Below are 20,510 nucleotides of genomic sequence, written 5' to 3'. Positions count from 1 at the left end.
TGATCGCAGGGCCGGAGATCTTCTCCGGCCTGTCAGGGCTGAACGGCGATTATTCTAAGGAGTATCGATGCAGGATTTCCTCACATTAACCCTCAACGGGCACAGCCCTGCGCATTCGGAAGGGCAGAATGCGCATCTGAGCTGGCGCTGGATTGACGTGGGTATTCTTGAACTGACGCCGAATGAGACGGTGTCGATGGCGCTGGTGGTCTCCGCGGGCATTCATGGTAATGAAACGGCCCCCGTAGAGATCCTCGAGCAGCTTCTCGAGCCGCTGTTGCGCGGTGAGCAGCCGCTGTTAACCCGCTTGCTGGTGATTTACGGCAATCCGGCTGCGCTGCGCCAGAATAAGCGTTATCTGCACGGCGACATGAACCGCATGTTTGGCGGCCGCTGGCAGCAGTATGAGGATTGCCCCGAAGCGCGTCGTGCCTGGCGGCTGGAGCAGGCAATGGAAAACTTCTGGCAGGCGGGTGAATATGAAGAGGTGCGCTGGCATATCGACATGCACACGGCCATCCGTGGTTCGTATCACACCCGTTTCGGTGTGATGCCGCTGCGTGAGACGCCGTGGCCTGAAACCTTTATGGACTGGCTGGCCGCTGCCGGACTGGATGCACTGGTGTTTCACCGGGCACCGGGCGGGACGTTTACGCATTACAGTAATCAGCATTTCCAGGCTGCCAGCTGTACGCTGGAACTGGGTAAAGCGTTACCCTTCGGTGAGAACGATCTGAGCCAGTTTGCGGCTTCTGCGCAGGCGCTGCACGCATTGATCAGCGGCGGCGCATTACCTGAGGTGGCAGAGCCGCCACGCCGCTATCGCGTGTCACAGCAAATTACCCGGCTTTCCGAAAAATTTGTATTACATATGAGTCCTGAGACGCTGAACTTCACCGCTTTCCCGCAGGGGGCGCTGTTGGCGGAAGATGGCGATAAGCGCTATTACGTCCAGCAGGCGCAGGAATTTGTTCTGTTCCCGAACCCTGCTGTCGCCACGGGCTTACGTGCCGGGCTGATGCTGGTGGAAGACAGTGCGCATAACGAGGCGCTGGGATCGACGTTACCCTAAGGGAATGCGGTAGAATGCGGCCGGACCACGGTCGCACTTTTATTGCGCTCTGCTGGTGTGGTTCATTGCACAGTAACAGGTAAAGACGCTAACTTTTTCCTTCCGCTATTCTGCCTTCCGTATTACACTTCTCCATAATCTCTGCATAAATCCCCGTAAATTCATACTCTTTTGCAATTCCTCACCGAATCCTTCGCATTGTCTCCATGATTGGCGATAGATTGTCTTTTATGCTTTCACGGCTTTACTCTGCCTCTGAGTACTTGACGTTCAGCGTCGTAAACTTGCTTTCGACATCACGACAACTGAATTGCCACAGACTGAAATATAAGGACAATATTATGCGTAAATTATCTTCTTTCGTTGTAGCCGCTACGCTGGCCTTGGGTACTGCTGGTATCGTTCATGCCGCAGCGGATACCTTAACCCCCCCGCCAGCGGGCGCTGAAAAACCGATGATGCATAAGCCACCACGCCATGGCGGTATGCATGAAATGTTCAAGGGGCTGAATTTGACGGATGCGCAGAAACAACAGATGCGCACCATTATGAAAGAGTCGCACAAAGAGATGAAGCGTCCTTCCCTGGAAGAGCGTCGTGCGATACACAGCATTATCGCAGCAGACAGCTTCGACCGGACTAAAGCGGAAGCCCAGGCAACGGAGATGTCGGCGAACGGCAAAGCGCGCGCACTGTCGATGCTGGAAACGCAGAACAAACTGTATAACGTGCTGACTCCTGAGCAGAAAAAACAGTTTAATCAGAATTTTGAGAAACGTCTGACAGAAAAACCACAGCATGAAGGTAAAATGCTTCCTGCAGACGACTAAACCTCGCTGACATAGATTGGAGACCGCCGACGTTGCCCACCTTGCCTGAATGGCGGTGGTCAGCGTCGGCGGTTTTGTTTACAGGGGCAGGGGGATCACGGGCAGTTTGCCCGAGAGCAGCGGTTTGCAAAGGATTTTGTAGCCATCGCTGTCAAATCCTGGCGGCGTTTTGCACAGTGCGACGGCGTCTTCCAGTTCGCTGACCGATCCCAGATACAGCCAGTTATTGATCACATGTATCTGCTTTTGCATCTCTCCCTCTTCAATCACCGCCACTGCGCCAGGCCATGGCCAGCACTGAAGCCGTACGGCTTCCAGCGCGGCCAGTAAACGCTGCTGATGTTCCTCGGGTGGCTCTTTACCGCAGCAGGCACCTGCACAGCGCTTCAGGGCAAAACGAAAGCAGGCTCGTCCTTTGCTTAACGGCTCCAGACCCAGCAGGCCGTAACAGAGCTGTTGTTCATCGGCGATCTTCTGCAGCGTAGCCAGCGCAGCGCGGCGATGTGCATACAGACCAAACAGATTCGATGTATGGGAAAAATCGACCTCTTTGGCATAGACTACGTCGGGCCGACCCTCACGGATTTGCAGTGCGCAGAGCTGGCGGTTTTTGCGCAGGCGCTTATTAAACAGCGGTTGCTGTAGCTTGATCATCTGTGCTTCCAGCAACAGAGCGCCCATCTCTCCGGCAGTAGGAATAAAACTGATGCGCCTGGCCTGATACAGCATTCTTGCCTCGGCTGGGGTGCGCAGGTGCGACAGCACGCGGCTGCGGATATTGACACTTTTGCCGATATAGAGCGGCAGTCTGTCGCTTTCGCCGTGGAAGGTATACACACCGGGCAGGGCGGGGAGACTGGAAAGCCACGGACGGAGTTGCTCGGGGTATTGGTAGAGGGTTTCTGCCTCGAAAACAGGGCGACGGCTGGCTATTTTTTTTGTCACTCACGACTCCACTTACTGGTTACTTGTACAGTGTAGCAGTGAATGCAGGGATGAAAAAGCAGCGGGGTGGCAGGATGCCGCCCCGCTGAGGGTTATTTCTTCCAGAAATCGTCGAAGACGGTAATCGGTGGGCGACGTTTATGCTCCGTTTTCAGATACCAGCTTTCAATGGTTTTCGCCGCGCTGGCATCGATCGTTTCGCCTTGAAGATAACGATCGATCATCTCATAGGTCACGCCCAGCGCGACTTCATCCTGCAAACCTGGACGGTCATCTTCCAGGTCGGCCGTAGGCTGTTTCAGATAGAGATGTTCCGGGCAACCCAGCGCTTTCAATAGCTGTTTTCCCTGGCCTTTGTTGAGACGGAAAATCGGGTTAATGTCCGTACCGCCATCGCCATACTTGGTGAAAAATCCAGTGACCGCTTCGGCAGCATGATCGGTACCGACCACCACACCTGCTGTCATACCCGCGATGCTGTACTGAGCTTTCATACGCTCACGGGCTTTCTCATTACCACGAATAAAATCAGACAGCGTAATACCTGCCTCGCGCAGTGCCTGCTCGCTGGCCTGCACCGCCGCCTTGATGTTAACTGTCAGTACGCGGTCTGGCTGGATAAACGTAATCGCATCCTGGCAATCTTGCTCGTCAGCCTGAATGCCGTGCGGCAGACGTACGGCGATAAACTGGTAAGTCGTATCGCCGGTTTCGTCACGCAGTTCGTTGATGGCGGTCTGGCACAGTTTTCCGGTTAACGTAGAGTCCTGACCGCCGCTGATCCCCAGCACGAGCGTTTTCAGGAACGGATAGGTTTTCAGATACGACTTGAGAAACTCTACGCTGGTGCGAACTTCTTCACGGGCATCAATAGTGGGTTTGACGCCCAGCGCCTTGATAATGTCCTGTTGCAAAGCCATTGACCTCTCCTCAGATTCAGCGCCGACAGACGGCGGCCAGATGCATTTTTGTCTGTTAAAGCTAACCTGCATGGCGCGAAACAACAAATACTTATTCGCGCCACACGCTGATATATCAGGCGTTTTTCGGTTTCACTGCCAGCAGGGTAAACATCAATATGGCCAGCATATAGCAACCGAATATGGTGGCGGTCATGGTCAGTACCGATGTGCCGCCAATGCCAGTTACCGGCACGCTGATGCCGCCCAGGGTAAACATGGTGACGCCAATCACCGCTGAGGCGCTGCCCGCCCGGTGACCCTGGCTTTGCATCGCCAGCGATGACGCGGTGACGGAAATGACCCCGTTACTGGCCACGCTAAAGAACAGCGCAACCAGCACCAGCGGCAGAGCCGCGCCGCTTAAACCTGCCAGCAGCAAACTACTGGATGAGATAAACGCCAGTGTCAGACCACCTTTCAGCACCCGGTATTCACCCCAAAGCGGGCAGAGACGGGCACTGACCTGTGATGCAATTATCAGGCCGACACCGTTCGCAGCAAAACATAAACTGAAGGCCTGCGGCGACAGTTGGTAGATTTGTTGCAACACGAAAGGGGAGGCGCCGATGTAAGCGAACATGCCGGACATCATAAAGCCCTGAGTCAGGCAGAATCCCATAAACGGACGATGAGTGACCACCTGACCTAAGGCGGCCCACGCAGAGAAGATACTGCCCTGGCTACGTCGTTCCGGGGGCAGAGTTTCATGCAGCTTGATACGTGCCAGAATAAACAGCAGCAGTGCGATGAGTGCGATGACCATAAACAGGCCCCGCCAGTCGAGGAAGGCCATCAGTGCGCCACCCATCACCGGGGCGGCAATCGGGGCCAGTCCGTTCACCAGCATCAACAGGGCGAAGAAGCGGGTTAACTCGTGCCCGCTATACATATCGCGAGCGATAGCACGTGACAGAACCGCGCCGCCGGCGCCGGACAATCCTTCAAACAGGCGTGCCAGCAGAAGCTGGTGGATATCCTGCGCCAGCGCACAGCCGATCGATGCCACCAGCAGCAATACCAGTGACAGCAGCAAAGGACGAATGCGGCCATATTTATCACTCAAGGGGCCAAAAAACAGCTGCCCAAGACCGAGGCCAAGCAACCCGGCGGTCAGGCTCAACTGGGCAGTGGCCGTTGGGGTGTTCAGGTCCGTGGCCAACTCTGGCAGAGCGGGCAGATAGAGGTCGATGCAAAGCGGGCCCAGGGCCGCCAGCAGTCCGAGCGTGATGGCATAGCCAAGACGTTTGGGGTGTACAGGTGTCATGATTCCTCTGATTTAAAAAGAAGGTCGTTAATGTGTTGATATAAGGTGTAGAGGCGCTCGGGTGAGGCTTTTTGCGGTGTCAGCCGACGATAAGAGGTGCCTTCAACCATCACGGCGAGGATCTCGACGCTGGCCCGAACCCGTTCGGCACTGAATTCGGGATGCAGGCGGGCAACTTTCTGACAGGCATGGCTGAACATGCGCTCATCAGCATCAGCTATCATTTGTGCCACGCGCGGGTTACGGGTGGCTTCGGCAGCCACTTCCACCATCAGCGCTTCATCATCTTCATCCTGAGCTTCACGCCATGCCAGCATCCTTGCCAGATGAATATTGCTGCTGGTGGCGAGCATCTCCTGCACACGGGAGTCAATAATTCGCTTCACGATTTCCTGGATAATCGCATCTTTATTGGTGAAATAACGATAAATCTGGCCGACACTCAACTGCGCTTCAGTGGCCAGTTGCGCCATACTGGCGGCATGAAAACCATGCTGACGGAAACAGCGACGGGCGGCGATAATGATTTCATCCTGGCGCAGACGATGGCGGGCATCACGGGCTTCTGTTTGTAGGCTCACTGGTGCTCCACTGTCAGGTAAAACGGTCCTGTAAACGCGGATGACGCAGATCAGGATAGTCAGTGCGAATGTTCATTCTCAATCTGTAGATTATAAGCACCCTACGGAGGTAACTGATAATAATTTGACGCCAAAAAGTTGAAAAATCTGTATTTCTATTCCAGGCTTAACGTTACACGGATAAGACACGAGGAAGAATAAATGCGTAAAATGACGGGATTGATAGGTGCCGCAGTAGCACTGGCTGTGTTATCTGGTTGTACAGCTTACGACCGCGCTGAAAGCTATGCGACGAAACCAGTCGTACAGGATGTGAAAAAAGGTATGACGCGTCAGCAGGTTCGTGATATTGCCGGCCCACCATCAACCGAAATTACGATGGTACATGCGCGTGGTACGTGCCAGACCTATGTGTTGGGTGAACGTGACGGCAAGCAGCAAACCTACTTCGTTAGCTACGCTGACACCGGTCGCGTAATGAACTACGGCTTCCAGAGCTGTAAAGAGTACGATACCGATCCTCAGGTTAATCAGTAGCAGATTGTCTGAATAAAAAGAGGCCACTTCGGTGGCCTTTTTTTATACGGCGTTTTCTTCTGTCGTTTATGCCGGAACACTTAATGCTTTCTGGCTGCGTGACCAGATGCGGTGCATCGCCAGTGCTGCTACAAAATCGCTCATTAATTTACCTTCCGCTTTGCTTTCCGTAATAATGCCTTCCTCCTGTTCGTCGTCAGTCAGACCAAAGTGCGCCGCAAAGCGCCGTGCATCTCCACTCAGACCGATCACTTTCAGGTGTTTATAAGCCTCCAGAAGGAAATAGCACGCATCGCCGCGCAGCAGCAGCGCATCGATATTGCCATCCGGAACGATGACAGCATCAAAAGCGAGTGAGGGCAACGCGCTAAAGGTGCCATCCACGGGAAGTGAGGAACCATCGCTGGCGGTTACCTCGCCCATGTGCGCCGCCAGCAGTTTTGCGTGTACGCCATGTTGTTTAAGTGCCAGAAAAATAGCCAGCGTATCAGCAGCATCAACGCCATCGCTGACAAGCAGAGCAACCTGCCGGCCTTTGATATTGCCGCTGGGAACAGCATAAAGGCTCAGGCTGGCATCTTTTTTCAGACCATTAATGTCCTTAGGAGGGGCGGTCTGCATCTGCTCATCGGACAGCGTCACACCCAGATGTTCAGCCACACCGGTGGCGAGAGAGATATCAATATGCGTCAGCTGATCCACCACGCGTTCGCGGATAGCACTACGGCTCACCTTACTTAATTCAAAGGAGAAGGCTTCAATAATGTGCTGCTGTTCTACGGGCATCTGGCTGAGCCAGAACAGCCGTGGCTGAGAGTAATGCTCATCAAATGTGGGGCTGCGCTCACGGACTTTATGACCCTCAATGCGTTCCTGGTAGCTTTCGAATCCACCCCGCTGAGCCGCAGGAGGGGTTTCCCTCGGCCAGTTGTCATTAATCGAGTTAGGTTCGTAGTTGGCCGGGTTGGTATCGATATCCATGCGATGCATACCCTGACGCTGAAAGTTGTGATAAGGACACACCGGGCGATTGATGGGAATTTCGTGGAAGTTAGGCCCACCAAGACGACTGATTTGCGTATCGGTGTAAGAAAAAAGGCGTCCCTGAAGCAACGGGTCATTGGTGAAGTCCATGCCAGGAACGATATGGCCTGGATGGAAGGCGACCTGTTCAGTTTCGGCGAAGAAGTTATCCGGGTTACGGTTCAGTACCATCTTGCCAATCAGCTCTACGGGGACCAGTTCTTCAGGGATCAGCTTGGTGGCATCCAGCAGATCAAAATCAAAAGCAAACTCATCGCTCTCTTCTACCAGCTGTACGCCCAGTTCGTACTCAGGGAAATCACCGGCCTCAATAGACTCCCACAGATCACGACGATGGAAATCCGGATCGCGGCCGCTGAGTTTCTGGGATTCATCCCATAGCAGTGACGCTTTACCTGCCACCGGTTTCCAGTGAAAACGCACAAAGGTGGCGTGACCTGCGGCATTGATAAAGCGGAAGGTGTGAATACCAAAACCTTCCATAGTGCGATAGCTGCGCGGGATGCCACGGTCGGACATTGCCCACATAACATTGTGCAGGGTCTCGGGCTGAAGCGAGACATAATCCCAGAAACTGTCATGAGCGCTACCGCCTTGCGGCATTTCATTATGCGGTTCGGGCTTCACTGCATGGACAAAGTCAGGGAATTTGTGCGCATCCTGAATGAAGAAAACCGGGGTATTGTTACCCACTAAGTCGAAGACACCTTCATCGGTATAAAACTTGGTGGCGAAACCGCGAATATCGCGCACGGTATCGGCTGAACCCGCACCGCCCTGAACCGTTGAGAAACGGACAAAAACGGGGGTAACAGTATCAGGTGAGGTCAGAAAACTGGCTTTAGTGATATCACTCATATCACGGTAGGGCTGGAAATAACCATGTGCAGCCGAACCGCGCGCATGAACAACCCTTTCCGGAATTCGCTCATGGTCAAAATGGGTGATTTTTTCGCGCAGAATGAAGTCTTCGAGCAGGGTTGGGCCTCGAGTCCCTGCGCGCAGTGAATTCTGGTCATCCGCGATCCGCGTGCCCTGATTGGTGGTCAGGGGCTGATTTTTTCCGCTCTTGCGAAAGGGGTCAAGTGCATCAACTTTAGTGTTGGCAGGTGAGGAAAGGTGGCCGCTATCCGGGCGTTCGTTTTTTTTTGACATAATACACTGCTCCAGTGACGGGCTTTCGGGTACCAGTAACTATAGAACAGTGAGCGGTATACGCCTGCAAAATGGAGGGATAAGTCAAATTGATGGCAGGAAATAAAAAAGGGCCGGCAGGATACCGGCCCGTAAACGGCAATTAACGGTGAGCTAATTCGGCTTCGTTATCCGCATCGGTATTCAAAATCTTCTTATCCGTTTGCTTCAGCCACTGACTGGTCAGCGTTCCGGCAGTCATGGAGCCGTTAACGTTCAGCGCAGTACGCCCCATATCGATCAGCGGTTCGATGGAGATCAGCAAAGCGACCAGGGTGACAGGCAGGCCCATCGCCGGCAGTACGATCAGAGCAGCAAAGGTGGCACCGCCGCCAACGCCTGCCACACCCGCAGAACTGAGGGTGACAATGCCTATCAACGTGGCAATCCACATCGGTTCGAACGGGTTGATGCCAACGGTTGGCGCAACCATCACTGCCAGCATGGTCGGATAGAGACCGGCACAGCCGTTCTGACCGATAGTGGCACCGAATGAGGCGGCAAAGCTGGCGATGGATTCAGGAATACCCAGACGGCGGGTTTGAGCCTCAACGCTCAGCGGGATAGTGGCGGCACTGGAACGGCTGGTGAAGGCAAAGGTAATCACTGGCCACACTTTGCGGAAGAAGCGCAGTGGATTTACACCGTTAACCGACAGCAGCAGGGCGTGCACGGCGAACATAATCGCCAGGCCAAGATAGGATGCCAGCACGAAGCTACCCAGTTTAATAATGTCGCTGAGGTTGGATGTGGCGACGACTTTGGTCATCAGCGCCAGCACGCCGTACGGCGTCAGCTTCATAATCAGGCGGACCAGCTTCATCACCCACGCTTGCAGCGTATCGATGGCTTTCAGAACACGCTGACCTTTTTCGGCATCATCCTTCAGCAGTTGCAGCGCGGCAACACCGAGGAAGGCCGCGAAGATCACCACGCTGATAATTGACGTCGGATTGGCACCGGTCAGATCGGCAAACGGATTCTTCGGAACAAAAGAGAGCAACAGCTGCGGCGCACTGAGGTCAGCAACTTTGCCGACGTAATTATTTTGGATCGCAGCCAGACGCGCACTTTCCTGCACACCCTGCACCAGTCCACTGGCATTCAGGCCAAACAGCCAGGTAACAAAGATCCCGACTGCCGCTGAAATCGCGGTAGTGAACAGCAGAACACCAATCGTCAGCAGGCTGATTTTACCCAGTGATGACGCGTTGTGCAGACGGGCAACTGCGCTGAGGATAGAGGCAAATACCAGCGGCATAACAATCATTTGTAACAGCTGAACATAGCCGTTACCGACGAGGTTAAACCAGCTGACCGACTCTTTAATGATCGGGCTGTTTTCGCCGTAGATCGCGTGAAGGGCCAGCCCGAACAGTACCCCGATCACCAGACCGAACAGCACTTTCTTTGACAGGCTCCAACCTGTGCGACCGGTTTTTGCTACCAGCAGCAGCAGGGCGACAAACGCCACAAGGTTAATGATTAGCGGAAAGTTCATTCCCATTTTCTCCCAATAAATACGGACTACAATGTCGCCATGCTGGTGACAATTAATTTTTGACGCGCAGAAAGTAAAAACAGTGGCGGAATGGTATCAGCTACTTATGGTGCAGCCTTATATCCAGATGGAATTATTTATAACTTTTCGGTGTTATTTGAACACTTAATCAACCCTTCGTTTATTAATTAATCGCTCAATGTGATATTGCGCGGAGCTGACCACCTGGTTTGTCCAGCCGGATGCACCAAAAGGTAGCGAGCTGGGGGGGAACCAGATGGCATAGCCGACTAAAACCAGGCACAGGGCGCGCTCCAGCTGATTGCCTTTTTGGCTGTTCAGCACGGGCAAACGAAAGCGCCAGCGACAGGGCCAGAGCAGCGGCACGCCAGCGGGTGTCAGCATGTCGGCGACGATGTGGCTCAGATAACCCAGCACCATCCCCTGAAAAGCATCCGCTGGAATCAGCCAGGCGTCCGGGAGCTTTAACTGCAACAGGGCAACGCCCCCGACGACTGCCAGCAGGCTGTGGGTGAACCCCCGGTGGCCAAACGCACGGGCGATAGGATGCGATAGCCACCTCAGGCGCTGGCCCAGAAACGACTTCGGATGGTCGATATCGGGCAACAGGCAGGTCAGCAACGTAGCGGGGATAATGTGCCACCAGTCTGCGCTGGCCAGAACGGGAGTGAGTTCGGCACGTTTCGCAAAAATTGCACTGGCGATGGCAAAAATAAGATGGCCTTCGGCCGTCATGGGAGTACCTGGCTGCATAACTGTCAATGCATCCAGTATAGGGAATATATACAGTAGAATAAATATGTGACGCTGTAACGAAAGATAAATAATTTGGCATTAATCGTGCGGTGAACAAAGCGTGAGCGGCTTTTGTTCACCGCAGCGCATTAACGTGCCAGCCAGCCACCGTCTACCGCCAGCGTATAGCCATTGACGTAGTCAGCGGCCGCAGAGGCGAGAAATACCACCGGGCCCATCATATCGTCACTTTGACCCCAGCGTCCGGCAGGGATGCGATCCAGAATTTGCTGATTCCTGTCTTCATCGTCACGTAGCTGTTCCGTGTTATTGGTGGCCATATAACCGGGGGCGATGGCATTGACGTTGATGCCATACTGCGCCCATTCATTGGCCATCAGGCGCGTGAGCCCCATCACGGCGCTTTTTGACGCCGTGTAGGACGGCACCCGGATCCCCCCCTGATAAGAGAGCATTGAAGCGATATTGATGATTTTACCCCCACGCCCCTGGCGAACAAACTGGCGGGCTACCGCCTGTGAGAGGAAAAACAATGTCTTGCTGTTAACGTTCATTACGTCATCCCAGTCACGTTCGCTGAAGTCGAGCGCGTCTGCCCGGCGAATAATCCCGGCATTGTTGACCAAAATATCTAACTGTGGGCAGGCGGTCAGCGCCTGATCCATCACGCTCTCAAGGCAATGGCTGTCGGAAAGGTCTGCCGTGATGCTGACAAACCGTCGCCCGGTGGCCATGACTTTTTGTGCAGTCTCGCTGGCAGAGGAGCGATTAACACCAATAATATCGCATCCTGCATGGGCCAGCCCAAGCGCCATTCCCTGACCAAGACCGGTGTTACAGCCGGTAATCATGGCCACTTTGCCTTCAAGATTAAATGTGTTCAGGATCATCGTGGCTCCTTATAGATAAGTGGGCACGCGCCATGGCAGAGATGACATAACGGATATGCGCGAGCCGGTTAACGGAGCATAGGCAGAAGCGGGGATGAATTCAACAAAAATGAAACGATGTTTTATTTATTTTAACGGCAATGGGTGATAATAAAAAACCAGGCGGACGCATTGCCGCCTGGTACTGACTCAGCGTCCGTGCAGATGCTGTGCTGTAAGCTCTTCAAGGCTGGCGAGTTTTACGTCAGCCAGTGACCAGCGCAGATCGGCGGCATGAGCGGCATCCGGGACGACGATAGAGCGCATACGTCCTGCTTTGGTGGCGATCATGCCGTTAAATGAGTCTTCCAGCGTCACGCAGTTGAGCGGATCCACGCCCAGGCGGGCGGCCGCATCCAGATAGACCTGCGGGTGGGGTTTACTGTAAGGCAGCGCCTCTGCCGAGGCCAGGACCTCAAAGTACTGGCGCAGGTTGAACATCTCCAGCACACGTTCCAGCATAAATAGCGGTGAGGCAGACGCGAGGCCGATCTTCAGTCCCTCGGACTGACAGAGCTGTAATGCCTGTTCAACGCCGGGCAGGAGCGGCCGGGTTTCTTCGACCAGACTCAGTGCCCGTGCGATGACTCGCTGGGTGACTTCGGCCTGGGAGGGGCCTTTCCACGGCAGGTTTTCATACCACATGCGTACCACCTGATCGATACGCAGACCCAGCGCATCCGGCATTTCACCGCGACGGCTGAGGTCAACATCAAGGGTGGTTAAGATATCCAGCTCGGCTTGTTGCCACAGGGGCTCGGAATCAATCAGCAGACCATCCATATCAAAAATGGCGGCGAGTACAGGGCGGTGATAAGACATGCTACGGCTCCATTTAACAGTTTATGGCAGCTTAGCACGAAGTGTTGATGAAAAAATTATCATCGCGGCAGGCTGTCTGTGTAAACCTGGCATTAACTCTGCATTTTGCAGGCACTTTTATGTCACTACAGGTAAACTGACAGGCAGACAACAGATGGACTGGAGAAAGCATGACATATCAACAGGCTGGCAGGGTTGCGATTATAAAGCGCATCGCGGGCTGGATTATTTTTATTCCCGCGTTGTTATCGACGCTGATTTCACTGCTGGGTTTTCTGGAAAAGAGTCGTGAGCAGCGCGAAGGTATCAATGCGGTGATGCAGGATTTCGCCCATGTGATGATTGATATGATCCGCTTCAATACCGGTTTTCTCTCCGGCTTCTGGGCACATTCGCCCATACCGGACTTTAATCAGGGGACGAATGTTCTGTTCTGGATTATTTATGTGCTGATTTTTGTTGGTCTGGCGTTACAGGCCTCGGGAGCACGTATGTGGCGGCAGACGCGTTTTCTGCGTGAGAGTCTGGAAGATCAGATGATCCTGGAGAAAGCGCGCGGCACAGAAGGGCAAAGCCGGGAACAGCTGGAAGCAAAAATTGTGGTGCCACGGCACACGATTTTCCTGCAAATCTTCCCACTCTACATCCTGCCGGTGATCATCATAGTGGCCGGATATTTTGTGTTGAAACTGGCTGGCTTCATCTACTAAGCCAGCCCTCATACCCACGTTTGCGTTCTGCCATCAGGCAGGGCGCGCGTGGCGTTTTACCCGCTCATCGGTATCCAGCAATGCGCTTGTGGCCCGTTGCGCCTCTCCCAGCCAGCGTCCGCCAAAGACATTGGCGCGGTTAAGCAGGTAATAGAGCTGATAGACAGGCTGCCGTTGCAGGAAGTCGCCAGGCAGCGGCCAGACTGACTGGTAACCATCATAAACCTGCACCGGAACATCCGGGAACCAGGACAGCATCGCCAGATCACATTCACGATCCCCCCAGTAGCAGGCGGGATCAAATATCCACGGTCCGCTGTCACTTCCGGCACAGTTGGCCGGCCACAGGTCGCCATGCAGCAGGGACGGCTGAGGGTGATGTGATTCCAGAATCGCTTGTGCACAATGGACAATCAGTTCGCTGTCACCATACTGAATGCCTTTCTCTGCGGCGAGCTGAAGCTGCCAGCCGATGCGCTGTTCGGCAAAGAATACCGACCAGCGGCGCAACCAGCTGTTCGGCTGCAGGGAGGTGGTGATGTTATTGTCGAAGTCGAGGCCAAACTGCGGTTGTTCACTCCACTGATGAAGGTGCGCCAGCTGCTGACCCAGTTGAAAAGCACCATGGGCATCAAGCGGCCTGACCGGGATGTACTCAAGCAGTAAAAAGCTGGTATCGCGATCGCTACCCACCCCGTATACCGCCGGTACGCGCACTGTCTGACTGCGTGCCAGCAGTTGTAACTGATCGGCTTCCCATGTGAACAGGTCCTGCATGTCACGCTGGTTACATTTAACGAAGATTTCATGCTCACCATAGCGCAGATACCAGGTGGGATGAACATCACCACCGGGCAGCTCGCTGCGTTCGGTGATCTCTGCCGGCCCCAACTGCTCACTCAACAGACGACGAATGGCTGACCACATAGGACACTCCTCTTTTTCGCTGTGATTGCACTATGATAACGCTTAAAGAATAACCAAAATCTGCGCTTGCGCACGTTAAGCGCCCGTCTTTACAAAAACTTAGTCGGTGTTACTGCGGAAGTCTTCCCAGTGCTGAACGTCAAGTTGCGGTACTTCTCCCAGTACCTGTTCACCGATCCCCACCGCTTGCTGGTGGATATCCTCTTCTGACAAAGCGGTAATGATGCCGAAACTGTTGGTGCCAAGTTCGTGTGGATGACCATCGTCATCTTTCAACGTGGTAGAAAATCCACTACTAATCAGCGCACTACTGAGTTCCAGCACATCTGACAAACCTTTTTCATCGTAATGAAAAGTCACAACATACTGATGGATCCCCTGATTACTCATCATTCACCTCATTGTAAAAAAACATGTTTTCAGCGTAGCCCATCCTGAAGGGGGCGCAGTAAAATCAGCATATCGTAGGGGGATGTGGCGCATTAACACATTTGTGCGTGCTGCAAATCAGAGCAGGGGGGCTTGAGAAAGAGGTGAAGAAGAAAGCAGCCCGTTGACTGGGGGGATTTTACATTTAGTCACATTGCTGACGGTTTTCGGTGAGAAAATGCCCGTTACTAAAGATATTTCTTATTTACAGCCAGGTGTTTTCTCACCAAATACCCTCTATAATGCGCCGCGTTAATGGGAATGTTCTCAATAACGGTGCTGTTTTGTCATGATGCTTTGTAAAAAGAGCGAATTAACAAATTGTTACGAATATTACCGTAAAATGCGTTGATCGTCCTTCAAAACGCTTCAGACTCACTCTTTTAAAAACTGTCGTACGGGTCACATTTAAATGAAAGCGCTTAATAAGCTGTCTGTAGTTCTGCTGCTCTCCGGGGGAGCACTGTGTCAACAAGCCCTGGCGGATAATAACGTCTTCACGGTTATGGATGACCCTTCCACGGCGAAAAAAGATTTTGAAGGCAACGCCGCTGCGGGTTATCTGGCGCAGTCTGGCAACACCACCAGCTCCTCTGCAACGGCAAACACCAACCTGACCTGGTATACGCCAAGCTTTGCATACAGCCTGTGGGGCAACGCCAGTAATACCTCTTCCAATGATGAGCGCTCTTCAGAGACTTATCAGGTGGGTGGCCGTACGCGTTACAACATGAACAGTGCCGATTACCTGTTCGGCCAGGCAAGCTGGTTAAGTGACCGTTTCAATGGCTACGATGGTCGTTCCATCCTGGCGGCAGGTTATGGTCGTCAGCTGCTGAATGGCCCGGTGCACTCACTGCGTGTGGAAGCCGGTCCTGGTGTGCGTTATGACGATTACCATCAAGGTGGCCATGAAACTCAGGCGCTGGCTTACGGTGCATTTAGCTACCAGTGGCAGTTAACCGATACCACCAAGTTCATTCAGGGTGTTTCCGTTCTGGGTAGCGACGATACTACCGTCAACTCAGAAACCGGTCTTCAGGTGGCGATTAATGAACATTTCGCCCTGAAAATGGCTTACAACGTGACCTGGAACCAGAATCCTCCAGAGTCTGCGCCTGATCATACTGATACCAAAACAACGATCATGCTTTCCTACGCGATGTAATCCTCAGACGAGCCGCTGCCTGCGGCTCGTTTTTCTCCTGCCTCGAATCCTCCTGCTTCGTTTCTGAACGGTTTCTCTCTGATCCTAAAGCCATTTGATGACGTATCCGTTCATTGCTTAAGACACGCCCCCGTGCAATTGACCTCTATGAAGTGTAAGATGTTCCTCCTTCTGAAGTTTCTGATAAACAGACACTTTTGAATATGTGTACCAGGCCTGTACCAAATCGGCAAATGTGAGTCGGTTTCAAGTGCAAAGTGCTTGTTGTATAACGTAAATTTTAATTTTGCATGTAATCTTACGTGTGGGTTACCACTGCAATTAAGGATGTTTCATGCCTGTTATTACTCTTCCTGATGGAAGCCAGCGTTCGTTTGACCACGCCGTAAGCGTGATGGATATTGCTCTGGACATCGGTCCTGGCCTGGCGAAAGCCTGTATTGCCGGACGTGTCAATGGCGAACTGGTTGATGCGGTTGACCCGATCACCGAAGACGCACAAGTTGCCATCATCACGGCGAAAGACGATGCGGGTCTGGAAATTATTCGTCACTCCTGCGCCCACCTTTTAGGGCACGCGATCAAGCAACTGTGGCCAGATACGAAAATGGCTATCGGTCCTGTTATCGACAACGGTTTTTACTATGATGTTGATCTCGACCGTACGCTGACCCAGGAAGACATTGAGCTGCTGGAAAAGCGTATGCACCAGTTAGCTGAGACGAATTACGACGTCATCAAGAAGAAAGTCAGCTGGCAGGAAGCGCGTGATGCCTTCGCTGCACGTGGTGAGACTTATAAAACCACCATCCTTGATGAAAATATCAGCCACGACGATCGTCCTGGTCTGTATCATCACGAAGAATATGTGGATATGTGCCGTGGCCCGCACGTACCCAATATGCGTTTTTGTCATCACTTTAAGCTGCAGAAAATTTCTGGTGCTTACTGGCGTGGTGACAGCAATAACAAAATGCTGCAACGTATCTACGGCACTGCATGGGGCGATAAGAAGCAATTAGCCGCCTATCTGCAACGTCTGGAAGAAGCAGCAAAACGCGACCACCGTAAAATCGGTAAACAGCTCGACCTGTATCATATGCAGGAAGAGGCACCAGGTATGGTGTTCTGGCACAACGATGGCTGGACAATTTTCCGTGAACTGGAAGTGTTTGTTCGTACCAAGCTGAAAGAGTATGAGTACCAGGAAGTGAAAGGTCCGTTTATGATGGACCGTGTGCTGTGGGAGAAAACCGGGCACTGGGAAAACTACAAAGAGGCGATGTTTACCACCTCTTCTGAGAACCGTGAATACTGCATTAAGCCAATGAACTGCCCAGGGCACGTGCAGATTTTCAATCAGGGTCTAAAATCATACCGCGACCTGCCGTTACGTATGGCTGAGTTTGGCAGTTGCCACCGTAATGAGCCGTCAGGTGCGTTGCACGGTCTGATGCGTGTGCGTGGTTTTACCCAGGATGATGCCCACATCTTCTGTACCGAAGAACAGGTACGTGATGAGGTCAACGGCTGTATTAAGATGGTGTACGACATGTACAGCACCTTCGGCTTTGAAAAGATCGTGGTAAAACTGTCTACCCGTCCTGAAAAACGTATCGGTAGTGATGATCTCTGGGACCGTTCAGAGGCCGACCTGGCCGCTGCGCTGAAAGAGAACAATATACCGTTCGACTATCAGCCGGGTGAGGGCGCATTCTACGGCCCTAAAATTGAATTTACCCTGTATGATTGCCTCGACCGTGCATGGCAGTGCGGTACCGTTCAGCTCGACTTCTCTCTGCCGAGCCGTCTGAGTGCCTCTTATATCGGTGAAAGTAATGAACGTCAGGTGCCAGTGATGATTCACCGTGCAATCCTGGGGTCCATGGAGCGCTTTATCGGGATTTTAACCGAAGAATATGCCGGTTTCTTCCCGACCTGGTTAGCTCCTGTACAAGTTGTGGTGATGAATATCACCGATGGTCAGTCCGAATATGTTGCAGAATTGACTCGAAAACTGCAAAATGCGGGCATTCGTGCAAAAGCGGACTTGAGAAACGAGAAGATTGGCTTTAAAATCCGTGAACATACTTTACGACGTGTCCCTTATATGTTGGTCTGTGGTGATAAAGAGGTGGAAGCTGGCAAAGTTGCCGTTCGCACCCGCCGCGGTAAAGACCTGGGAAGCATGGACGTAAACGAAGTGATCGCTAAGCTGCAGGGTGAAATCCGCAGCCGCAATCTTCATCAATTGGAGGAATAAAGTATTAAAGGCGGAAAACGAGTTCAACCGGCGCGTCCTAATCGCATAAATAGAGAAATTCGCGCCACTGAGGTTCGTCTGACTGGCGTCGATGGCGAACAGATTGGTATTGTCAGTCTGAATGAAGCTTTGGAAAAAGCTGAAGAAGCGGGCGTGGATCTGGTAGAGATCAGCCCCAACGCCGAGCCGCCCGTTTGTCGTATAATGGATTACGGCAAGTTCCTTTACGAAAAAAGCAAATCTTCTAAAGAACAGAAGAAAAAGCAAAAGATTATCCAGGTTAAGGAAATTAAATTCCGTCCTGGTACCGATGATGGCGACTATCAGGTAAAACTACGCAACCTGATTCGCTTTCTGGAAGATGGCGATAAAGCCAAGATCACGCTGCGTTTCCGCGGTCGTGAGATGGCGCACCAGCAGATCGGTATGGAAGTGCTTAACCGCGTCCGTAAAGATCTGTGTGAAGATATTGATCTGGCAGTTGTCGAATCATTCCCTACAAGGATTGAAGGTCGTCAGATGATTATGGTGCTCGCTCCCAAGAAGAAACAGTAGGCCCTAAAGTAATCTTGCTGCGTGTTTCGGCACGCGGCGTGATTCGCCTGTCTGGTTCATTTTATTAACAATGCGAAGTGGATATTTTTTAAATGCCAAAGATTAAAACTGTACGTGGCGCGGCCAAGCGCTTCAAGAAGACCGCCGGTGGCGGCTTCAAGCGTAAACACGCTAACCTGCGTCATATTCTGACTAAAAAATCTACTAAGCGTAAACGCCACCTGCGTCCTAAAGGTATGGTGTCTAAAGGCGATCTGGGTCTGGTTATTGCCTGCCTGCCGTACGCATAAGTATCAATTTTTTTAACAGAATATTAAACAGGAGAGCTAAATGGCTCGTGTAAAACGTGGTGTAGTTGCTCGCGCACGTCACAAGAAAATCTTAAAACAAGCTAAAGGCTACTACGGTGCACGTTCACGTGTATACCGTGTTGCTTTCCAGGCTGTTATCAAAGCTGGTCAGTATGCTTACCGTGACCGTCGTCAGCGGAAGCGCCAGTTCCGTCAGCTGTGGATTGCGCGTATTAACGCTGCTGCCCGCACTAACGGTATCTCTTACAGCCGCTTCATCAATGGCCTGAAAAAGGCTTCGATCGAAATCGACCGTAAGATTCTGGCTGACATCGCAGTATTCGACAAAGCAGTATTTGCTGCTCTGGTAGAAAAAGCGAAATCAGCTCTGGCGTAAGCCAGATTGAAGAGGGAGCTCGTCTCCCTCTTTTTTATTATCTGAAATGATTGACTTTTTTCCCCTCCGGCCTTTCAATAGAGCGGTCCGAAACTGCATTTAAGGTCAGCTAACCATGAATACTGCTATTTTCCGTTTCTTTTTTTACTTTAGCGCCTGATCATCGGGGGCTTTAGCGCAAAGAAAAGAAACGAAAAATCGCGCTGAAAGCCTCCCTCGTGGAGGCTTTTTTCGTTTTAGCGCACGTGAAATAACGACCGGGCGGCTATTCGTCCTGAAAAAAACAGATCAGCCAGCGTGGCTGGAAGAAGAGGAAAGCATGTCACATCTCGCAGACCTGGTGGCGAGCGCGAAAGCCGCCATCAATGATGCTCAGGATGTCGCCGCGTTAGATAACGTTCGCGTCGAATACCTGGGTAAAAAAGGGCATCTCACGCTCCAGATGACCTCCTTGCGTGAACTGCCTGCGGAAGATCGCCCGGCAGCGGGTGCGGTAATCAATGAAGCAAAACAACAGGTGCAGGAAGCGCTGAACGCGCAGAAAAACGCACTGGAATCTGCAGTGATGAACGCCCGTCTGGCGCAGGAAACCATTGATGTTTCTCTGCCGGGCCGTCGCATTGAAAACGGTGGGTTGCATCCGGTCACGCGCACCATTGACCGCATTGAAACCTTCTTTGGCGAACTGGGCTTCTCTGTCGAGACGGGCCCGGAAATTGAAGATGACTATCATAATTTCGATGCGCTGAATATTCCGGGCCACCACCCGGCGCGCGCCGATCACGATACCTTCTGGTTCGATGCCACCCGCCTGCTGCGTACTCAAACGTCAGGCGTGCAGATCCGCACGATGAAAAACCAGCAGCCGCCAATCCGCATTATTGCGCCAGGTCGCGTGTATCGTAACGATTACGATCAGACTCATACCCCCATGTTCCACCAGATGGAAGGCTTGATTGTTGATAAAAATATCAGCTTTACCAATCTGAAGGGCACCCTGCACGATTTCCTGAACAACTTCTTTGAAGAAGATTTGCAGGTTCGTTTCCGTCCGTCCTACTTCCCGTTCACTGAGCCTTCTGCTGAAGTGGATGTGATGGGTAAAAACGGCAAATGGCTGGAAGTGCTGGGTTGCGGCATGGTGCACCCTAACGTGCTGCGCAATGTGGGTATTGATCCGGAAGTGTACTCAGGTTTCGCCTTTGGTATGGGAATGGAGCGTCTGACCATGCTGCGTTACGGTGTGACCGATCTGCGTGCCTTCTTCGAAAATGATTTACGTTTCCTCAAACAGTTTAAATAAGGGCGGGTAA

General features: G+C 52.5%; 21 protein-coding genes, 1 pseudogene and 1 other annotated feature. Of the genes and pseudogenes, 11 read left to right on the top strand and 11 right to left on the bottom strand.

Going from position 1 to position 20,510, the window contains the following annotated elements; genetic code table 11:
* Positions 1-67 precede the first annotated feature (67 nt).
* Positions 68-1,072, top strand: coding sequence for a succinylglutamate desuccinylase (astE, locus tag HHI26_RS03815; RefSeq protein ID WP_159337226.1), 1,005 nt, complete (start codon positions 68-70; stop codon positions 1,070-1,072).
* Positions 1,073-1,413: 341 nt separating this feature from the next.
* On the top strand, positions 1,414-1,902 hold the full coding sequence (gene spy / locus HHI26_RS03810) for an ATP-independent periplasmic protein-refolding chaperone Spy (RefSeq protein ID WP_159337225.1): 489 nt from the start codon (positions 1,414-1,416) through the stop codon (positions 1,900-1,902).
* Positions 1,903-1,980: 78 nt separating this feature from the next.
* On the opposite strand, the gene cho is transcribed toward spy, so the two are convergent.
* The 4 genes from cho to HHI26_RS03790 form a co-directional block, all read right to left on the bottom strand.
* Positions 1,981-2,847 carry an excinuclease Cho gene (gene cho / locus HHI26_RS03805; RefSeq protein WP_133845338.1) on the bottom strand — a complete coding sequence of 289 codons (867 nt, stop codon included), beginning with the start codon at positions 2,845-2,847 and terminating at the stop codon, positions 1,981-1,983.
* Between the two features lie 92 nt (positions 2,848-2,939).
* Positions 2,940-3,767, bottom strand: a complete 828-nt coding sequence (nadE, locus tag HHI26_RS03800) for an ammonia-dependent NAD(+) synthetase (RefSeq protein WP_133845336.1) — start codon at positions 3,765-3,767, stop codon at positions 2,940-2,942.
* A gap of 115 nt (positions 3,768-3,882) precedes the next feature.
* Positions 3,883-5,073: a multidrug effflux MFS transporter gene (locus HHI26_RS03795; protein ID WP_133845335.1), complete on the bottom strand. Its 1,191-nt coding sequence runs from the start codon at positions 5,071-5,073 to the stop codon at positions 3,883-3,885.
* Entirely contained in the window at positions 5,070-5,654 is a 585-nt protein-coding gene (locus HHI26_RS03790; RefSeq protein WP_159337224.1) for a TetR/AcrR family transcriptional regulator, read from the bottom strand. The genes HHI26_RS03795 and HHI26_RS03790 overlap by 4 nt, the downstream gene beginning before the upstream one ends.
* Positions 5,655-5,855: 201 nt before the next feature.
* Between HHI26_RS03790 and osmE the strand changes: the two genes are divergently transcribed.
* Positions 5,856-6,191 (top strand): osmotically-inducible lipoprotein OsmE, encoded by a 336-nt coding sequence (gene osmE / locus HHI26_RS03785; protein ID WP_133845331.1) that lies wholly within the window; start codon positions 5,856-5,858, stop codon positions 6,189-6,191.
* Positions 6,192-6,257: 66 nt separating this feature from the next.
* Here osmE and katE read toward each other — a convergent pair.
* From katE to hxpB, 5 genes and pseudogenes are all read right to left on the bottom strand, one after another.
* Positions 6,258-8,378 (bottom strand): annotated as a pseudogene (gene katE / locus HHI26_RS03780) (catalase HPII); the annotation flags it as partial.
* Positions 8,379-8,532: 154 nt separating this feature from the next.
* Positions 8,533-9,930, bottom strand: a complete 1,398-nt coding sequence (locus HHI26_RS03775; RefSeq protein WP_133845327.1) for an L-cystine transporter — start codon at positions 9,928-9,930, stop codon at positions 8,533-8,535.
* Between the two features lie 165 nt (positions 9,931-10,095).
* Positions 10,096-10,686 (bottom strand): metal-dependent hydrolase, encoded by a 591-nt coding sequence (locus tag HHI26_RS03770; RefSeq protein WP_133845325.1) that lies wholly within the window; start codon positions 10,684-10,686, stop codon positions 10,096-10,098.
* Between the two features lie 149 nt (positions 10,687-10,835).
* Positions 10,836-11,597: a 2-dehydro-3-deoxy-D-gluconate 5-dehydrogenase KduD gene (gene kduD / locus HHI26_RS03765; RefSeq protein ID WP_171148625.1), complete on the bottom strand. Its 762-nt coding sequence runs from the start codon at positions 11,595-11,597 to the stop codon at positions 10,836-10,838.
* Positions 11,598-11,786: 189 nt separating this feature from the next.
* Positions 11,787-12,458, bottom strand: coding sequence for a hexitol phosphatase HxpB (gene hxpB / locus HHI26_RS03760; RefSeq protein ID WP_133845321.1), 672 nt, complete (start codon positions 12,456-12,458; stop codon positions 11,787-11,789).
* Positions 12,459-12,628: 170 nt separating this feature from the next.
* On the opposite strand from hxpB, the gene HHI26_RS03755 reads away from it, so the two are divergent.
* The gene (locus HHI26_RS03755) at positions 12,629-13,168 is read left to right on the top strand and encodes a YniB family protein (RefSeq protein WP_133845319.1); all 540 of its coding nucleotides are present in this window, start codon (positions 12,629-12,631) and stop codon (positions 13,166-13,168) included.
* A gap of 33 nt (positions 13,169-13,201) precedes the next feature.
* Here the strand turns inward: HHI26_RS03755 and HHI26_RS03750 are convergent, their stop codons facing one another.
* Both HHI26_RS03750 and ghoS read right to left on the bottom strand, forming a co-directional pair.
* Positions 13,202-14,095 (bottom strand): fructosamine kinase family protein, encoded by an 894-nt coding sequence (locus HHI26_RS03750; protein WP_133845317.1) that lies wholly within the window; start codon positions 14,093-14,095, stop codon positions 13,202-13,204.
* A 99-nt stretch (positions 14,096-14,194) separates the two neighbouring features.
* Complete coding sequence (ghoS, locus tag HHI26_RS03745) at positions 14,195-14,485, bottom strand: type V toxin-antitoxin system endoribonuclease antitoxin GhoS (RefSeq protein WP_133845471.1); 291 nt, start codon at positions 14,483-14,485, stop codon at positions 14,195-14,197.
* Between the two features lie 451 nt (positions 14,486-14,936).
* On the opposite strand from ghoS, the gene HHI26_RS03740 reads away from it, so the two are divergent.
* The 7 genes from HHI26_RS03740 to pheS all read left to right on the top strand — a co-directional run bounded on the left by HHI26_RS03740 (position 14,937) and on the right by pheS (position 20,500).
* Positions 14,937-15,692, top strand: a complete 756-nt coding sequence (locus HHI26_RS03740; protein ID WP_133845315.1) for a DUF481 domain-containing protein — start codon at positions 14,937-14,939, stop codon at positions 15,690-15,692.
* Positions 15,693-16,026: 334 nt separating this feature from the next.
* Positions 16,027-17,955: a threonine--tRNA ligase gene (gene thrS, locus HHI26_RS03735; RefSeq protein ID WP_133845313.1), complete on the top strand. Its 1,929-nt coding sequence runs from the start codon at positions 16,027-16,029 to the stop codon at positions 17,953-17,955.
* A gap of 3 nt (positions 17,956-17,958) precedes the next feature.
* Positions 17,959-18,510, top strand: a complete 552-nt coding sequence (gene infC, locus HHI26_RS03730) for a translation initiation factor IF-3 (RefSeq protein ID WP_072277407.1) — start codon at positions 17,959-17,961, stop codon at positions 18,508-18,510.
* A gap of 92 nt (positions 18,511-18,602) precedes the next feature.
* Positions 18,603-18,800, top strand: a complete 198-nt coding sequence (gene rpmI, locus HHI26_RS03725; protein ID WP_005968897.1) for a 50S ribosomal protein L35 — start codon at positions 18,603-18,605, stop codon at positions 18,798-18,800.
* Positions 18,801-18,840: 40 nt separating this feature from the next.
* Positions 18,841-19,197, top strand: a complete 357-nt coding sequence (gene rplT, locus HHI26_RS03720; RefSeq protein WP_004157375.1) for a 50S ribosomal protein L20 — start codon at positions 18,841-18,843, stop codon at positions 19,195-19,197.
* Positions 19,198-19,306: 109 nt separating this feature from the next.
* Positions 19,307-19,432 (top strand) — a sequence feature (Phe leader region).
* The gene (gene pheM, locus HHI26_RS03715; RefSeq protein ID WP_133845469.1) at positions 19,313-19,357 is read left to right on the top strand and encodes a pheST operon leader peptide PheM; all 45 of its coding nucleotides are present in this window, start codon (positions 19,313-19,315) and stop codon (positions 19,355-19,357) included. Its footprint overlaps the feature before it by 45 nt.
* A gap of 84 nt (positions 19,433-19,516) precedes the next feature.
* Positions 19,517-20,500: a phenylalanine--tRNA ligase subunit alpha gene (gene pheS, locus HHI26_RS03710; protein WP_133845311.1), complete on the top strand. Its 984-nt coding sequence runs from the start codon at positions 19,517-19,519 to the stop codon at positions 20,498-20,500.
* Positions 20,501-20,510 lie beyond the last annotated feature (10 nt).

Source organism: Erwinia sp. JH02, from assembly GCF_013074405.1.
In the GTDB taxonomy this organism is placed as follows: Bacteria; Pseudomonadota; Gammaproteobacteria; order Enterobacterales; family Enterobacteriaceae; genus Erwinia; species Erwinia rhapontici.
The sequence above is the reverse complement of the archived record's forward strand: the minus strand, read 5'-3'. Positions and strand labels throughout refer to the sequence as shown.

Excerpts from the sequence above, each read along its gene's own strand:
- pheS (WP_133845311.1), top strand. The coding sequence starts at position 19,517 with ATGTCACATCTCGCAGACCTGGTGGCGAGCGCGAAAGCCGCCATCAAT.
- ghoS (WP_133845471.1), bottom strand. The coding sequence starts at position 14,485 with ATGAGTAATCAGGGGATCCATCAGTATGTTGTGACTTTTCATTACGAT.
- HHI26_RS03750 (WP_133845317.1), bottom strand. The coding sequence starts at position 14,095 with ATGTGGTCAGCCATTCGTCGTCTGTTGAGTGAGCAGTTGGGGCCGGCA.
- astE (WP_159337226.1), top strand. The coding sequence starts at position 68 with ATGCAGGATTTCCTCACATTAACCCTCAACGGGCACAGCCCTGCGCAT.
- HHI26_RS03755 (WP_133845319.1), top strand. The coding sequence starts at position 12,629 with ATGACATATCAACAGGCTGGCAGGGTTGCGATTATAAAGCGCATCGCG.
- hxpB (WP_133845321.1), bottom strand. The coding sequence starts at position 12,458 with ATGTCTTATCACCGCCCTGTACTCGCCGCCATTTTTGATATGGATGGT.
- thrS (WP_133845313.1), top strand. The coding sequence starts at position 16,027 with ATGCCTGTTATTACTCTTCCTGATGGAAGCCAGCGTTCGTTTGACCAC.
- HHI26_RS03795 (WP_133845335.1), bottom strand. The coding sequence starts at position 5,073 with ATGACACCTGTACACCCCAAACGTCTTGGCTATGCCATCACGCTCGGA.
- rplT (WP_004157375.1), top strand. The coding sequence starts at position 18,841 with ATGGCTCGTGTAAAACGTGGTGTAGTTGCTCGCGCACGTCACAAGAAA.
- HHI26_RS03740 (WP_133845315.1), top strand. The coding sequence starts at position 14,937 with ATGAAAGCGCTTAATAAGCTGTCTGTAGTTCTGCTGCTCTCCGGGGGA.
- spy (WP_159337225.1), top strand. The coding sequence starts at position 1,414 with ATGCGTAAATTATCTTCTTTCGTTGTAGCCGCTACGCTGGCCTTGGGT.
- HHI26_RS03775 (WP_133845327.1), bottom strand. The coding sequence starts at position 9,930 with ATGAACTTTCCGCTAATCATTAACCTTGTGGCGTTTGTCGCCCTGCTG.
- osmE (WP_133845331.1), top strand. The coding sequence starts at position 5,856 with ATGCGTAAAATGACGGGATTGATAGGTGCCGCAGTAGCACTGGCTGTG.
- HHI26_RS03770 (WP_133845325.1), bottom strand. The coding sequence starts at position 10,686 with ATGACGGCCGAAGGCCATCTTATTTTTGCCATCGCCAGTGCAATTTTT.
- kduD (WP_171148625.1), bottom strand. The coding sequence starts at position 11,597 with ATGATCCTGAACACATTTAATCTTGAAGGCAAAGTGGCCATGATTACC.
- rpmI (WP_005968897.1), top strand. The coding sequence starts at position 18,603 with ATGCCAAAGATTAAAACTGTACGTGGCGCGGCCAAGCGCTTCAAGAAG.
- nadE (WP_133845336.1), bottom strand. The coding sequence starts at position 3,767 with ATGGCTTTGCAACAGGACATTATCAAGGCGCTGGGCGTCAAACCCACT.